The organism is Pseudomonas sp. WS 5071 (assembly GCF_012985765.1).
Classification (GTDB): Bacteria; Pseudomonadota; Gammaproteobacteria; order Pseudomonadales; family Pseudomonadaceae; genus Aquipseudomonas; species Aquipseudomonas lundensis_A.
The window spans coordinates 79655-94836 of the sequence record NZ_JAAQWY010000021.1 but is presented as its reverse complement, the minus strand read 5'-3'; the positions used below and the strand labels follow the sequence as shown (position 1 = coordinate 94836).

Genomic DNA, 15182 nt, shown 5'->3' with positions numbered 1-15182 from the left:
AGAATACCCGGGCACCACTAACCCGTTCCCGTGGATGAGCGAAATCATGGACTTGAAGAAAGAGAAAAACTTCTTCGAGACTCGCGTGATCGAGTACCAAACGGGCGGCGCACTGAGCTGGGACTGATTCCAGACGTGACAAAACGCTGACTATAAAGGCTGCCCAAGGGCAGCCTTTTTTATGGCCAGGGAATAAGCAACGGGCTATATCGAATTTCTCGACAGATCAGGTCTGTTGCAGACCGGCTCAAATCAAGGGTTAAGCACACTGCGGCTCCGCAGGAACAGATCAAAAAAATGGATTTGTTCAAATTTTGAAATAACTGTATAAAAACACAGTGTTTTCAAACCTAGACTCAGCCCCGGAGAATGCCCATGTCGAACTCAGCGATGCGCACTACGTTTGAGCGAATCGTCCTCAACCAATTCACCCCGTTGCACTGCGCTCAGGCACGCGAAATGCTGGGCTGGAGCTTTGAACGACTGAGCGAAGCGTCCCGAGTTTCGGTAGCGGCCATTAAACGTTTTGAGTCCGGGGAGCCCGTTCGTGACGTAACCCTGCTGGCCCTGGCTCACCGCCTTGAGGCTGAAGGCCTGGTGTTCTTTCCGGGGTTCGCTCCAGGCAGAGGTGAGAACATTCGCGGCACGACGCCGGACCCGATGGGTCGCAGCGATTACGCAATGATCGAGTAAACACCGGCGGTGTAGATTCAACGCCACGCCAGCCGTCACCCGGCGGGCAGATGCATCCGAGCAAAGGCGTCGTGCCGGCCATGGAAGGCCAGATCCAACGTGGTGGGGTCAGTTGCCAATGACGGCGCCCGGAAACATCTCGGTTGTACCCGTAAAAGGGCCTGGCACCTCCGGCATGCAACGGCCCACCTCAATCGACCAAAACAGATCAAAAGGCTCGCGCTGACCCCGATTGCCGCCCCATCGCTGTTTGCTGAGCCCTGCGTCAACACACCGCCACACGGTCAGATTAAATGAGGTCCTTGAGAAACGTTCAGCAGCTACGCTTGAACACAGTTGATCTTAAGTGCATAAAGCACGCGCGGCCTCTATCAAACCCAATTCACGTTGAACGACCTTTTTCTGTAGACCACGCCATGGACTATAAAAGAGGCAAAGGCCTGTCATTCGCCAAACGCATCTACGTGCCACGCATCGTAGGGTTGGGCATTGGCTGTTTCAGCGTGATGGCGACTCTCTATCCACTCGACAGGCCTGCCTGGGTATGGGTATTGCTGCTGTTCAACGGGTTCATATGGCCACACTTGGCCCTGCTGCTCTCGACACGTTCGGCGTATCCGTTTCAGGCCGAGCGCCGCAACATGTTGATCGACTCACTGTGGGGCGGGTTTTGGGCGGCGAGTATGCAGTTCAATCCATTGCCCACGGTTACCATCCTGTCAATGATGACCATGAATAACGTCGCAGCGGGTGGCCAAAAAATGCTGCTTCGTGGCGCGATAGCCCAACTGAGCGGCGTACTGATTTCTTGGTCGTTATTGGGCGCGGCGTTTAACACGACCATCACGCCCCTGCAGATCTACGCCTGCTTGCCCATGCTGACGCTCTACCCGTTCGCGGTGGGCATGGTCTGTTATCGGCTGGCCATCAAGCTGGCCGAACACAAGCGCACCCTCAGTGCACTCAGCCGTACCGACAGCCTGACTGGACTTTTAAACCACGGCTCCTGGAAAGACCTTCTAAAGCTCAGCTTTGAGCAGTGTCGGCAAAATAACGCACGTGCGACGCTGGCCTTGATTGATATCGACCATTTCAAGTGCATCAATGACACCTACGGGCATATCGTCGGCGACAGCGTACTGCGCCAGTTCAGTAAGCAATTGAAGGACAACTTGAGGGCTGAGGACTTGGCGGGGCGTTACGGCGGGGACGAGTTTTGCGTCATTCTCCCCGACCGCAACCTGGAGCAGGCGCAAGACATTATGGAGCGGCTGCGACAGGTCTTCTGCAATGACCTGCATAACAATGACCCGGCGTTGCGCGTCAGCTTGAGCATCGGGCTGGCGTCATACCGCGCCGAATTCAACGATGCCTCCCTATGGCTTGGCGAAGCCGACAAAGCGCTGTATATCGCCAAAAATACCGGCCGCAACAAAATCAGCATTGCTGCGGCCGATGTGTTTCCGGAACCCGCATTGCGCAACCCCGGATAAACACGCGCCCCGCCAACCTAAGGGGTAACGCAACGTCGTACGGCACTGATTTCAGGAACATCCTGCCTGCGCATGTACACACGCAACGGCTCGGTGATGTTCAGCCGATCATCGATATTTTGATCCAGCAGCAACTGAACCAGCTCGCGCTTGAGTGTCATGGTGTCGGCATTGCCGGCTTGCCATACAAATTCGCTGGTGGGGGTGATGTTGTCGTCAGCAACGTCCATCCCGAAGGAATCTTCACTAAAACGGACAATGTACTGCCCTGTCTTACGATTGAAACCGACGAAGCCGTTAAGTTGATCGGCGGCTTGGCAGATCAGTTCTGAAGTGATGCGCATGGTAAACCTCACTAATGAGCACTAAAGGCTCTAGGACGATGGTTTACACGCAAGGATAAAGGCTTGCTCCCTCTGCTGGGGACGCTGCTGCGCGCCAGAATACTGCAGAACACACCTTTAAAGCGCTGCAAATTGAACCTCACGTACATTTATGTCGGGTTCTCGATAGCCCTCACGGCTGTCAGTTGTTAAAAAGACGCCCTTAATTTTACTGACCGAAAGGAACTCACCCCATGCCGGATATGTTTGGCAAAAGCGCCCTGCTCCTCAGCCTGCTGCTGGGCATGAGCGGCGCAAACGCCGCCAGCCCGTCTGACACTGCTCAAGCGGAGCTGGCCAAGGCTCAGGGCATCCCGCGTCCGGCAGTTATTGCCCATCGTGGCGCCTCATTCGACGCTCCTGAGTCAACGGCCGCGGCGTATACCGTTGCCCGCGACCTGGGTGCCGATTACCTGGAAATGGATGTACAGCGCAGTAAAGATGGTGTGTTGTTTGCTTTGCATGACAACAGCCTGTTGCGTACCACCGACGTCGCTAAAAAATTCCCGGACCGCAAGGACAGCCCTGCCAACGCCTTCACCATGGCCGAGCTAAAAACCCTGGATGCGGGCAGTTGGTTCAACGCAGCCTATCCTGAGCGCGCTCGAGCGTCTTATAAGGGGCTGCAAATCCTTACCTTGGATGAAATCATCGACATCGCCGAGGCCAACCCGCAGCACAAACCCGGCCTGTACATCGAAACCAAGGAGCCCAAGCAGTTCCCGGGCCTTGAACATGACCTTAAAAATGCCCTGAGCAAGCGCGGCTGGCTGCAACCTGTCACCACGCTCAGCGGCGAACCTCAAACGGGTCAGGGCAAAGGCCGCGTGATCCTGCAAACGTTTGAAAAAAGCAGCCTTGAACTGCTGCAAAAAGAAATGCCCAACACCCCGAAAATATTGCTGCTGTGGGTGGGTGAAGGCGCAATGGCGCCCAACTCCGAGGTGAGTTTTGCTGATTCGGGCGAGAAAGATAAAGCGGCCTACTACGCCAAACTGCAACCCAAAGATAAAGCCGAGTTCATACACTGGCTGGACGTTGCCAAAGCCCACGGCGCCATTGGAACAGGGCCGTCGGCAGCGCTGGTGGCCGGTGGCGATCAGAGCTACTTTGACCTCGTGCAGCCTTGGATGAACAAGGCGACGCACGACAAAGGCATGTTGGTGCATGTGTACACCCTCGATGAACCCACCGACTTCAACAATGTCATGCAGGCAGGCGTAGACGGCATCTTTACCAACCGCGCCTCTGCGCTGCTGAAGTTCTATCAACGCCCCGCCCCCTTCACGGTCAATCAATTGTTGGAAAAGAACGGTTACTGATTGATGTGTCGCCTTCATCAGCCTCAGGGCAAAAATTAAGGGTGAGTTAAGTTGCGGCGTTTAATCTGGTCCCACTTAAACAGCTCACCCAAGAGGGATTAAACATGAAAGCACTTAACGTACTGTTTGCTACGGCCGCCCTGACACTGACTGCGGGCCTGGCTCAAGCCGATGTTCGTCCGGACCTTATTCCCGAGATGCTCAAAAAGGGTGACATCAGCTCTTTTGAGAAGCTCAATGCCAAAGCACTGGAGCTGCATCCGGACGCTACTATTGTTGATACTGAACTTGATAAGACATACGGCAAATTTGTGTACGAAGTTGAAATGCGCGACGCCAAAGGCATTAAGTGGGATGTAGAGCTGGACGCAAAAACAGTTGACGTATTGAAGAACAAACAAGACACCTGAGTTGTAGCGTTAATAAACAGCCGCGCCCTTTCATTAAGAGGCGCGGCTTTTTTATGTCCTCGGCAACGCTATTTAATAAAAAACCTACTCTGTTGTAGCGCATAAGCGAGTACTCGCTAAAATTGCCTCTACCCCCGCTCAACCGAGACCCCGATCCATGGTGCAAGGCGTAGATACTGACATCGCAACGATCAATCGCATCAGTGCGGTCCCGGCCATGTTGCAAGTCATCAGTGAAATGACCGGCATGCGATTCGCGGCCATCGCCCGCGTGACATCCACTCGCTGGACGGCCTGTGCCGTGCTCGACAAGCTCGGTTTCGGGTTAGAAACCGGCGGCGAACTGGATTTGACCACCACCTTGTGCTTCGAAAGCATGGGATCGCATCAGCCGATCATCATCGACCACGTCAGCCTCGACCCGCATTATTGCGAGCACCAAACACCCAAAATGTATCGCTTCGAAAGTTACATCACGATTCCGGTGTTCCGCACCGATGGCAGCTTTTTCGGCACAATTTGCGCACTGGATCCAGAGCCCGCGCAACTCAAAAGCAGCACGATCCAGGCCACCATGGAGTCGTTCGCGCGACTGATTTCGTTGCAAATGGACGCCGAAGAAAACCAGCAGCGCACCGAATCTGCCTTGCTACTGGAGCGTGAAACCGCCGAATTGCGCGAACAATTTATTGCCGTGCTGGGCCATGACTTGCGTAACCCATTGTTCGCCATTACCACTGCCGCCGAACGACTCTTACGTAAATACCCCAACCCGGTATCCGATCACCTGGTGCAGCATATTCTGACCAGTGGCCGCCGCGCTGCACGCTTGGTTGAAGACGTACTGGACTTCGCCCGGGGTCGCCTGGGGGCAGGCATCCCGCTCATGCTGCACGAATCTGCCGACCTCAATGACGTCTTCACGCATGTGATCTCGGAAGTCCAGAGTGTGCACCCGCAACGCCTGATTCAGGCTGACATCGGCTCTATTGATGGCGTGTATTGTGACAGCGGACGCCTGTCGCAATTGCTCTCCAATCTGCTGTCCAATGCCATCCACCATGGCGCAACGGATGGCGTGGTGGAAGTACAGGCGCAGGTACATGAAAACGTGTTTACCCTGACCGTGACCAATCAGGGCAATCCCATTGCACCTCACGTACAAGCGCAATTGTTTCAGCCCTACTCACGCCCTGCCAACGACACCCCGCAAGCCGGACTCGGGCTGGGACTGTACATTGCCAGCCAGATTGCCCAATCCCACGGCGGCCGCCTAGAAGTCGATTCAAGTGCGGCACATGGCACTGTGTTTTCCTTCCATTTGCCCTTGCGGGCCAAACAGTGAGTGCTCAGGCATCACTGCATTTGAAGGGCTGAACCTAGACGAGACCTCTTTTCGACACGACCAGCGGCACGTCGGGGTGTCTACGTTGGGCTTTGGTTGACACACTTATCGCGCTAATAGCGATACGCCATGCTCGAAAGGAGTCGATCATGCATAGCCACACTCGCCTCAAACCTTCCCTCCTCACACTGGCCGGTCGACTGTCCGGTTTGGCATACAGCCTGGTCAGCTACGTATTTTTCCTTCTTGTCTTTATTTACCTCATGGGATTTATTGCCACGATCGGGGTGCCCAAAGGCATCGATACCGGCGTCAGCGCACTGAGCTGGCCGTGGGCGATCGCGATGGATGTGCTGCTGATCACGTTATTTGCGGTACAACACAGCGGCATGGCGCGCAACAGATTCAAGACCTGGTGGCTCAGGTATGTACCTGCGCCAATCGAGCGGGCGACTTACGTCCTGTTCACCAGCCTTGTGTTGGCGCTGATGTACTGGCTATGGCAACCCGTCAGCATCACGGTCTGGGACATTCAGTCACCGCTCGCCACGCTCCTGCTCACGGGCGCTTACTGGTTGGGCTGGATCGTCGTGCTGGTCGCCACTTTCCTGATCAGTCACTTTGAATTGTTCGGTATCAAACAAGCACTCGACAGCGTCAAACAATCCCCGCCGTCCGACGTGTCTTTCAAAACGCCGCTGCTTTACAAACTGGTGCGGCACCCCATGTATTTCGGGTTACTGCTGGCCTTTTGGGCCACACCGCACATGAGCGTAGGCCGATTGGTCTTCGCGGTGACCTGTACGCTGTACATCGTCATCGGCACCCGTCTTGAGGAAAAGGACCTGGTGGCGTTGTTCGGTGACCATTACCGGCGCTACCAACAACGCATCGGCATGCTGATCCCGTTTGCAGGACGCAAAAAATCTCACGATCACTGAACACACAAAAACCTGTATTTGCAGCAGGGATCAGTAGACACTGGCGCACTGTTTTAACGCTCTCAGGGCAGATGTTGCCTGTGAGCCATCCCAGCGCACCACGACAGACCTCACCATGCTCAACCGCTTGTGCACGTACGAAGACCTGTCGGCAGACCAACGCCTGCAACTGCTCAAGATTCAGGTTCACCCGGAGCAACTACCTTTCTGCGGCGACATTGAATGCGCCCTGTACTCCCTTCCGGCGTCGCCGCATGCCGCAATCAAGGGGTTTGTGCTACTCGCTGATGAAAGCCCGGTGGCGTTTTTGCTGCTCAAGCGGACCCCGTTCCTGGCGCACTGGGCCGCACCGCAGAGCGCCACCCTGCATGCATTTCAGGTCGACAAACGTTTTCAGGGCCAAGGGCTCGGCAAGACCTGTCTCCACCTGCTTGCACAGCAACTCCCTCAGCACTGGCCCGAGATCACTCACATAATGCTCTCGGTCAGCCCGTCCAACACGACGGCCATAAACCTTTACAAACGCCAGGGGTGGATTGAGGGTGGCGAGGCGTACCAAGGCGAGCGGCGCTTGATACGCGCGCTGCAAAACACCGGACTGACTCGCCCAACTCACGTGAAGTGAGCAAAGCACTTCGCGGTCAGCTAAGAGAACCCATACAGAATCAACCCGGTTTTGGCCAAAAACACCCGCTCACTGTATCTAGACAAAGTGCCAGCATCGCCCTTATTGTTTCGCCCTGACCACCGCAGTGGTCAACGTCGCTCGGACGGTTCCGGGCGCTTACGTATCAGAGGCCAACATGGCAGACCAAGGTTCGCCGCGCCGCTTTGCGCGCATCGATCGACTCCCCCCGTACGTGTTCAACATCACCGCAGAGCTGAAAATGGCTGCGCGGCGCCGTGGCGAAGACATTATCGACTTCAGCATGGGCAACCCCGACGGTCCGACACCACCGCATATCGTTGAAAAACTCTGCACGGTGGCACAACGCGAAGACACCCACGGCTACTCCACTTCACGCGGTATCCCGCGCCTGCGTCGGGCTATATCCCGCTGGTACGCCGACCGCTATAACGTTGAAATAGACCCCGAAGAAGAAGCCATTGTTACCATCGGCTCGAAAGAAGGCCTCGCCCATTTGATGCTGGCCACGCTGGATCAGGGCGACACTGTGCTCGTGCCAAACCCCAGCTATCCGATCCACATCTACGGTGCCGTGATTGCTGGCGCTCAAGTACGGTCAGTGCCTTTGATACCCGGCGTAGACTTTTTTGCCGAGCTGGAAAAAGCCATCCGCGGATCAATTCCCAAACCAAAAATGATGATTCTGGGGTTCCCGTCCAACCCCACCGCGCAGTGCGTTGAACTGGATTTCTTCGAGCGCGTGGTTGCGCTGGCCAAACAATATGATGTGCTGGTAGTGCACGACCTGGCCTACGCCGACATCGTGTACGACGGCTGGAAAGCCCCTTCCATCATGCAAGTGCCGGGGGCAAAAGACATCGCCGTGGAATTTTTCACCCTGTCAAAAAGCTACAACATGGCAGGTTGGCGCATCGGCTTCATGGTGGGTAATCCCGAGTTGGTCAGCGCGCTGGCGCGCATCAAGAGCTACCACGACTACGGCACCTTCACACCGTTGCAAGTCGCCGCCATTGCCGCCCTGGAAGGCGATCAACAATGCGTAAAAGACATTGCCGAGCAGTATCGCCAGCGCCGTAATGTGCTGGTCAAAGGGCTGCATGAGCTGGGCTGGATGGTGGAAAACCCGAAAGCGTCCATGTATGTATGGGCAAAGATCCCTGAGGCCTACGCGCAGATGGGATCGCTGGAGTTTGCCAAGAAACTGCTGGCGGACGCCAAAGTCTGCGTCTCACCGGGTGTAGGGTTTGGTGAATATGGCGATGATCATGTGCGTTTTGCACTGATCGAAAATCAGGACCGAATCCGTCAGGCTGTGCGCGGTATTCGCGCTATGTTCCGTGCAGATGGCGTGAGCGCCAGCTGAAATAACCTGCCTGAGCGAACGCGTTCGCTCAGGCAGGGCCGGGGCTTCAGACCACCAGCGACAGCAGCAGAATGAAGATCAAACCGACGACCGACAGAATGGTTTCCATCGCGGTCCAGGTTTTGAATGTTTCAGCCACGGTCATGTTGAAGTACTGCTTGACCAGCCAGAACCCCGCATCGTTTACATGGGACAGGATCAACGAACCTGCACCCGTGGCCAGCACCAACAATTCGCGGTTCACGCCCGGGATCAAGTCCACCACTGGCAGCACAATGCCTGCCCCGGTAATGGTTGCAACGGTCGCAGAACCTGTCGCGATCCGAATCACCGCCGCCACCAGCCACGCCAGAAGAATCGGTGATATTTGCGCATTCACCGCCATGTGACCGATCACATCGCCCACACCGCTGGCCACCAGCATTTGCTTGAAACCACCGCCGGCACCAATGATCAAAATGATGGCCGCAGTCGGCGCCAGGCTTGCGTCCAGCAATTTGAGAATGCGCTTGGAGTCGATGCCCTGACGCGCTCCAAAGGTGTACAGCGACAGCAGCAGTGCCAGCAACAACGCAGTGATCGGGTGACCGATCATGTCCATCCAGCCCCGGAAAAAGTTGCCGTCAGGCAGTGCCACGTCGGCAAATGTCTTGAGCAACATCAAGAACACCGGCAATAGCACGGTGGTCAGGGTGATGCCGAAACTCGGCAAGCTACTGGACTCAGGCTCGCTGGCCAGTTGATCCACCAGTTCCTGCGACGGGTTGCCGGGAATGTATTTCGAGATAAAGGTGCCGTAAATCGGCCCCGCGATGATTGCCGTTGGCAAAGCCACTATCAGGCCATAAAGGATGGTCTTGCCGATGTCCGCGCCGAACACGCCAATGGCCAGCAACGGCCCCGGATGTGGTGGCACCAGGCCATGAACGGCCGACAAACCGGCCAGCAACGGAATGCCGATTTTGATCAGCGACACCCCTGTGCGACGCGCCACGATAAATACCAACGGGATCAGCAGAACAAAACCGATCTCGAAGAACAGCGGAATGCCCACCAGAAACGCCGCAAACATCATCGCCCACTGCACACGCTCTTTACCGAACGCACGAATCAGGGTGCGCGCGATTTGATCGGCCCCGCCGGAGTCAGCCATCATTTTGCCGAGCATGGTTCCCAGCGCGAGGATGATGCCCACAAAGCCCAGCACGCCACCAAAACCGTCCTGGAAGGATTTGATGATCTTGTCTGTCGGCATGCCCGAGGTCAGGCCGAGAAACGCCGATGCAATGATCAAGGCGATAAACGGGTGCAACTTGAACCGGGTGATCAACACGATCAGCCCGATGATGGTAATGACCGCGTCAAGCAGTAGAAAGGTGTTCTGGGACATGCCTAGCATGGGGCGTCTCCTGGCTTGTTTTTGTTATCTGGCGCGGATGTGCAACCGGGGCTGATGCGGATAGCGCTGTCTTTTTTAAGCGAAATCATGGGGTTGTCTGCAACGAATGTTCACGCCACCAATCGCGGGCCTTGGTCGCCAGCTCATCGATGTCATGGGTGCCAGCGTTAAGCGTTAAGACCAACGGTTCATTGACCGGCGATTCAAGGGTCGCGAACTGGCTGTCAATCAGGGTTTTTGGCATGAAATGCCCAGGGCGATGAGCCACCCGGTCGGCCGCCACTTCGGGCGTCAGCTCTAGAAACACAAACCCCAAGCCGTCGACTGCGCTGCGCAAACGATCGCGGTAACGCAACTTCAGCGCCGAACAGGTCAATACCGGGCGCTGGCCCCGTTCAATCGCACGCTGCAACTCGTTTGCCAGGCTGGCAAGCCATCCGGCACGGTCGTCATCGGTCAGGGGAATACCGGCACTCATCTTGGCAATATTGGCCGCGGGGTGGAACGCGTCACCCTCAATCGGGGTCGCGCCATTGAGCTGGCACAACGCCTGGCTCACGCTGGATTTGCCGCAGCCAGCGACACCCATAATGACCAGGGCAGTGATAGGTTGACTCATGAAACACCTCAGTCCGTAGACAGCGCTGTCTTTGTCCGTGCGTTCAATAGTTGAAAGCAAAGCACAAAGCCGGGGCTACCGACGTCTATTTCTCATTTTTGTGGGGAGACGCGGTGACGCTCTCGACATACAAAGCTGGGGTAACCGGAGTGCCGACAATCAGGCAATTGCGGGCATCCGTGGACAGCGCTACCTTAGTGGCTTGTTTTTTGTTTGGCAAGCCGCGATGACCTCCGTCAAAAACGATAAAAATACCCGCACAACGGGCCGCCCGACCCTCAATGAAGTCGCCCGACTGGCAGGCGTCAGCCCCATTACAGCCTCGCGCGCGCTGCGCGGCATCAGCAGTGTGGCCACCGAACTGGCCGAAAAAGTGCGCCAGGCCGCTGCCGATCTGAACTACGTGGTCAATCCCGCCGCCCGCGCCTTGGCCTCGGCTCAGAGCCATTCTGTAGTGGTTTTGGTGCCGTCATTGTCCAACCTGCTGTTTATCGACACCCTCGAAGCCATCCATTCGGTATTGCGACCCAAGGGCTTTGAAGTGTTGATCGGCAACTTCCATTACTCGCGTGATGAAGAAGAAGACTTGCTGCGTAACTACATGGCGTACCAGCCGCGTGGCCTGCTGCTCACCGGGTTCGATCGCTCTGAAAGTTCACGGCGCATGATCGAATCCAGCAATGTGCCTTGCGTGTACATGATGGAACTGGACGCAGGCGCCGGCCTGAACTGTGTAGGGTTCTCCCAGTTGAAAGCTGGCGAGACCGCCGCGCACCATTTGATATCCAGCGGTCGTAAACACCTGGCGTATATCGGTGCGCAACTCGACCAGCGAACCTTGCTGCGCGGTGAAGGTTATCGGCGCGCCCTGCAAACAGTCGGTCTCTACAACCCCGATCTTGAGGTGCTGACACCCCGCCCTTCATCCGTGGGTTTGGGTGGCGAATTATTCCTGCAATTGATGGCCGCGCACCCGCATGTGGATGCCATTTTCTTCGGCAATGACGACCTTGCCCACGGCGCCTTGCTGGAAGCGGCGCGCTTCGGCATCAAAATCCCTGAGCAAATCGCCATTCTGGGGTTCAACGACCTGCCCTCCTCCGAGTTTATGGTGCCGCGGCTGAGCAGCATTCGTACGCCTCGCGAAGCCATTGGCCGTCGTGCGGCGGAACAAATGCTGACCCTGATGGCGGGTAATCAGGTCGCCAATCCTGTGCAAGACATGGGATTTGAATTGATGGTGCGCGAAAGCAGTTAATCCCGATGTGGCCCCAAAGCGGCAGGCGGGCGGCAAGTTTTGTCCGCCTCGCCTTGCCATTGATGGCCAAGCCCCGCGTATTACGAGGGTTAGCGGGCCCGGCATGCTAATTGCTCGTGGAGTGACTATCTACGATTTGAACAGGGCTCACTCATGCTGATTACTGCGCAAACTACCTCGACGCTACTGAAAACTCAACGCCCGGACCTGGACCCTGTCACTGGGGCTGCCAGCGCCCTGTACAGCGGCCAATTGCAAAACAGCCAGCCACTGACCAATATTCAGGCCACACCGACTTCAGCAGCCGGGAATGCTCAAGCTGATAACGTCAACGCCGCCTTCGCCAAAACCCGCGTGCTGTTGCAAGCCAGCGTGCCTGAAACCGCCGCCGCCCAAGGGACCGCAGCTGAAGCGTTCAAGGAGTACATGGATAAGCCCGTGGCGCAGCGGATTCGTGAACAGTTCCTGAAGGAAATGGGCTTGACTGAGGACGACGTGAAAGCCATGCCGCCTGAGAAACAGCAGGCAATCAACGATAAAATCAGCGATTTGCTGAAACAGAAAGAGGCCGTCAAACAGGCTGAAATTGCCCTGCAGAAACAGGAAAGTCAGGTCTGACGCGACCGTCCATCCAGGTGCCGGCAGTCCGTCAGCCCGATCGCAGCTTCGCACCCGACCGTGTCAGGTGCGGCACGCTTCCTTAGTGCAACTGCAACGTAGAGTTGAACTGGCTGATGGCGTCCACCACGTGCCTGGAGCCTTGCTGAATTTCCAGAATCGCCACACCGGCCTCATTGGCCAATTCAACGCCCAGTCCTGTCCGACTCAAACTCGATTGCATGCTGTTCACGGCATTGAGGGACAGGTCATGGTTCTTGCGCACCACTTCGACAATTTCCACCGTCGCCGCACTCGTGCGCGCCGCCAGGCTTCGAACTTCATCGGCCACCACAGCAAAACCCCGTCCGTGCTCCCCGGCCCGTGCAGCTTCAATGGCTGCGTTGAGCGCAAGCAAGTTGGTCTGATCGGCAATGCCGCGAATCGTTTGCACAATCTTGCCAATGATGTCGGATTGCTTGCTCACGGCATCGATGCTTTGGGCCGCCTCGTTGAGATCCCGAGAAATGGCCTCGATGATTTGCACGGTTTGCTGAACCACTTGAGAGCCTTTTTGCGCACTCGCATCGTTTTGCACCGAGGTGGCATGGGCGGATTCTGCTGCCGTTTGCAGATTGGTCACTTGTGCGGTGATATCACTGGCGAACTTCACCACTTTGTATAAACGGCCCTTGGCATCAAAAATCGGGTTGTACGAGGCTTCCAGGAACACGGTACGGCCATATTTATCGACCCGCTCAAACCGCCGCGAGTGGACCTCGCCACGGTTGAGCGAGGCCCAAAACGCTTTGTATTGCGCAGACTCACGCTCAATGGGTGTGCAAAACATGCCATGGTGCTGGCCCACGATCTCAGCCAACGAATAATGCATGGTGTTGAGAAAGTTCTGGTTGGCATTGATCACACGGCCATCCGGCGAAAATTCAATGAGCGCCATCGAGCGGCTCAACGCGTTGACGATGCTTTCGTTCTCATGTTCGGTGTGGATACGGTCGGTGATGTCCGATGCCACCTTGATCACACTGCTGACCTGCTTGTCGGCGCCGATAATGGGCATGTAACTGGCTTCCAGCCACACCTCGCGGCCCGATTTGTCGAGCCGCAAATAGGTGCCGCTCATGGCTTCGCCATCGCCTAAGTCACGCCAGAAGCGTGCGTATTCTTCGGTTCGGGTGTAAGGCTCTTCGCAAAAGAGTCGGTGATGTTTGCCACGAAGCTCGTCGACGGGGTAACCCATAACCCGACAAAAATTGTCATTCGCATCAAGAATGGTGCCATCGGGCGCAAATTCGATAATGGCCATGGAGCGGCTGATGGCCATAACTTTGGCCTTCATTTCGCTGAGGGAACAGTTCAGGCGTTGATTTTCAAGCAGGTCGGCTTTGCGGTGTAAATCAAACATGGCTCAATCCCTGGAGATGTTGTCATTGATAATTCAAAGGTTTCAAGACACAACTAACCACCTGCGTACCTGGCTCATGACCTTAGAACCAAACGCATCTCGGGGAGTTAAGCATTGAGCATTCGGGCCCCGTGTTTAATGAGCATAGCCAGCCCACAAAGGCGTGCAAGCCAATGGCTATCAGAATGCGAAAAAACGCTCACTTCGAAAAAAGATAACAAATGGACGATGCGCACGGTGCCAGGGCTCGATGTATATACTGGCGGCCGCCTTCAGCCACCGATCAGCGCCTTATGACTGCCCTTGCTTACACCCTGCTTGATGCGCCCTTGTGGCCATTGATGAACAAGTTTTACCGCAGCCATCAGTCGTCGATGAAGGCCGTCAAAGACGCGCAATTGTGGGTGGCGCGCCATGAAGAAATCATCGCCGGTCTGTGCCTGAGGCCTGTGGCGGACGGTTTTTGGTTGACCGGCTTGTTCGTGGCGCCCGAGTCGCGCAGACAAGGCGTCGCCGCAGCGCTGATTGACCGAGCGGTAACAGCGTGCGGCGGACCTGTATGGTTGTTTTGCGAGCCCGGATTGCAGGGCTTTTATGAAGGGGTGGGTTTTTCGCTAGAAACGCGGTTGCCCGCTGCTCTGCATGAACGGCTGGTTCGTTATCAACGCAGTAAAGCGATGATCGCACTGGGTATAGGTTCATAGTCGCCGTCGAAGCCAGACACGGCGACTACCGATGTACGACGTTTATTCCAGGGTGCCAGGTTCCAGCTCGGGGAATAACACGTCGATAAAACCAAACTTACTGAAATCCCTGATCCGCGACGGATACAGGCGGCCGATCAGGTGATCGCACTCGTGTTGCACCACCCGTGCGTGGAAACCTTCAGCTTCGCGCACCACGGGTTCGCCCTTGGGCGTAAAGCCTTCATAGCGAATGCGCTGGTAACGCTCAACCGCGCCCCGTAAACCCGGCACCGACAAGCACCCCTCCCAATCCTCTTCAACAACCGGGCTCAACGGCGTAATCAGCGGGTTGATCAGAATGGTTTGCGGCACCGCTTCAGCATCCGGATACCGCTCACTGTGCTCAAACCCGAAAATCACCAATTGCAGATCTACCCCGATCTGCGGCGCAGCCAGGCCGACGCCACCAGCATGTTCCATGGTCTGCAACATGTCATCGATCAATTGCCACAACTCGGGCGAGTCGAACATGTCATCTGGCACTGGTTTAGCCACACGTAGCAGACGTTCATCGCCCATTTTCAAAATTTCACGAATCATA

The 15182-nt window shown here is 56.1% G+C and carries 15 protein-coding genes and 3 pseudogenes; 12 read left to right on the top strand and 6 right to left on the bottom strand.

Annotated elements, in window-relative coordinates:
• The 3 genes and pseudogenes from HBN61_RS22430 to HBN61_RS14410 all read left to right on the top strand — a co-directional run.
• Positions 1-127 (top strand): annotated as a pseudogene (locus HBN61_RS22430) (ribonucleotide-diphosphate reductase subunit beta); the annotation flags it as partial.
• A 248-nt stretch (positions 128-375) separates the two neighbouring features.
• Entirely contained in the window at positions 376-693 is a 318-nt protein-coding gene (locus HBN61_RS14415) for a helix-turn-helix domain-containing protein (RefSeq protein ID WP_094994262.1), read from the top strand.
• Positions 694-1109: 416 nt separating this feature from the next.
• Positions 1110-2186 (top strand): diguanylate cyclase, encoded by a 1077-nt coding sequence (locus HBN61_RS14410; RefSeq protein WP_170047014.1) that lies wholly within the window; start codon positions 1110-1112, stop codon positions 2184-2186.
• 17 nt (positions 2187-2203) lie between these two features.
• Here HBN61_RS14410 and HBN61_RS14405 read toward each other — a convergent pair whose 3' ends face one another.
• The gene (locus HBN61_RS14405) at positions 2204-2530 is read right to left on the bottom strand and encodes a DUF2025 family protein (protein WP_094994260.1); all 327 of its coding nucleotides are present in this window, start codon (positions 2528-2530) and stop codon (positions 2204-2206) included.
• A 233-nt stretch (positions 2531-2763) separates the two neighbouring features.
• On the opposite strand from HBN61_RS14405, the gene HBN61_RS14400 reads away from it, so the two are divergent.
• The 6 genes from HBN61_RS14400 (at position 2764) to alaC (ending at position 8599) form a co-directional block, all read left to right on the top strand.
• On the top strand, positions 2764-3891 hold the full coding sequence (locus HBN61_RS14400; RefSeq protein ID WP_170047013.1) for a glycerophosphodiester phosphodiesterase: 1128 nt from the start codon (positions 2764-2766) through the stop codon (positions 3889-3891).
• A gap of 104 nt (positions 3892-3995) precedes the next feature.
• Complete coding sequence (locus HBN61_RS14395; protein ID WP_169964262.1) at positions 3996-4301, top strand: PepSY domain-containing protein; 306 nt, start codon at positions 3996-3998, stop codon at positions 4299-4301.
• Positions 4302-4458: 157 nt separating this feature from the next.
• Entirely contained in the window at positions 4459-5646 is a 1188-nt protein-coding gene (locus HBN61_RS14390; protein ID WP_170047012.1) for a GAF domain-containing sensor histidine kinase, read from the top strand.
• Positions 5647-5795: 149 nt separating this feature from the next.
• A complete protein-coding gene (gene mddA / locus HBN61_RS14385; RefSeq protein WP_169964257.1) occupies positions 5796-6587 on the top strand; it encodes a methanethiol S-methyltransferase in 792 nt (263 codons plus the stop codon).
• A gap of 115 nt (positions 6588-6702) precedes the next feature.
• Complete coding sequence (locus tag HBN61_RS14380; RefSeq protein WP_094994255.1) at positions 6703-7212, top strand: GNAT family N-acetyltransferase; 510 nt, start codon at positions 6703-6705, stop codon at positions 7210-7212.
• Positions 7213-7390: 178 nt separating this feature from the next.
• Positions 7391-8599: an alanine transaminase gene (alaC, locus tag HBN61_RS14375; protein WP_169964255.1), complete on the top strand. Its 1209-nt coding sequence runs from the start codon at positions 7391-7393 to the stop codon at positions 8597-8599.
• Between the two features lie 46 nt (positions 8600-8645).
• Here the strand turns inward: alaC and HBN61_RS14370 are convergent, their stop codons facing one another.
• Together HBN61_RS14370 and HBN61_RS14365 are read right to left on the bottom strand one after the other, a co-directional pair.
• On the bottom strand, positions 8646-9998 hold the full coding sequence (locus HBN61_RS14370; protein ID WP_094994253.1) for a GntP family permease: 1353 nt from the start codon (positions 9996-9998) through the stop codon (positions 8646-8648).
• 85 nt (positions 9999-10083) lie between these two features.
• On the bottom strand, positions 10084-10617 hold the full coding sequence (locus tag HBN61_RS14365) for a gluconokinase (RefSeq protein ID WP_170047011.1): 534 nt from the start codon (positions 10615-10617) through the stop codon (positions 10084-10086).
• A 226-nt stretch (positions 10618-10843) separates the two neighbouring features.
• On the opposite strand from HBN61_RS14365, the gene gntR reads away from it, so the two are divergent.
• On the top strand, positions 10844-11875 hold the full coding sequence (gene gntR, locus HBN61_RS14360) for an HTH-type transcriptional regulator GntR (RefSeq protein WP_094994251.1): 1032 nt from the start codon (positions 10844-10846) through the stop codon (positions 11873-11875).
• 153 nt (positions 11876-12028) lie between these two features.
• The gene (locus HBN61_RS14355) at positions 12029-12493 is read left to right on the top strand and encodes a hypothetical protein (RefSeq protein WP_170047010.1); all 465 of its coding nucleotides are present in this window, start codon (positions 12029-12031) and stop codon (positions 12491-12493) included.
• An 82-nt stretch (positions 12494-12575) separates the two neighbouring features.
• Here the strand turns inward: HBN61_RS14355 and HBN61_RS23000 are convergent.
• Together HBN61_RS23000 and HBN61_RS22995 are read right to left on the bottom strand one after the other, a co-directional pair.
• A pseudogene (locus HBN61_RS23000) lies at positions 12576-13007 on the bottom strand (methyl-accepting chemotaxis protein); the annotation flags it as partial.
• A gap of 117 nt (positions 13008-13124) precedes the next feature.
• A pseudogene (locus HBN61_RS22995) lies at positions 13125-13796 on the bottom strand (PAS domain-containing protein); the annotation flags it as partial.
• A 392-nt stretch (positions 13797-14188) separates the two neighbouring features.
• On the opposite strand from HBN61_RS22995, the gene HBN61_RS14345 reads away from it, so the two are divergent.
• The gene (locus tag HBN61_RS14345; RefSeq protein WP_094994248.1) at positions 14189-14599 is read left to right on the top strand and encodes a GNAT family N-acetyltransferase; all 411 of its coding nucleotides are present in this window, start codon (positions 14189-14191) and stop codon (positions 14597-14599) included.
• A 42-nt stretch (positions 14600-14641) separates the two neighbouring features.
• Here HBN61_RS14345 and def read toward each other — a convergent pair whose 3' ends face one another.
• Positions 14642-15181: a peptide deformylase gene (gene def, locus HBN61_RS14340; protein WP_170047008.1), complete on the bottom strand. Its 540-nt coding sequence runs from the start codon at positions 15179-15181 to the stop codon at positions 14642-14644.
• Position 15182 lies beyond the last annotated feature (1 nt).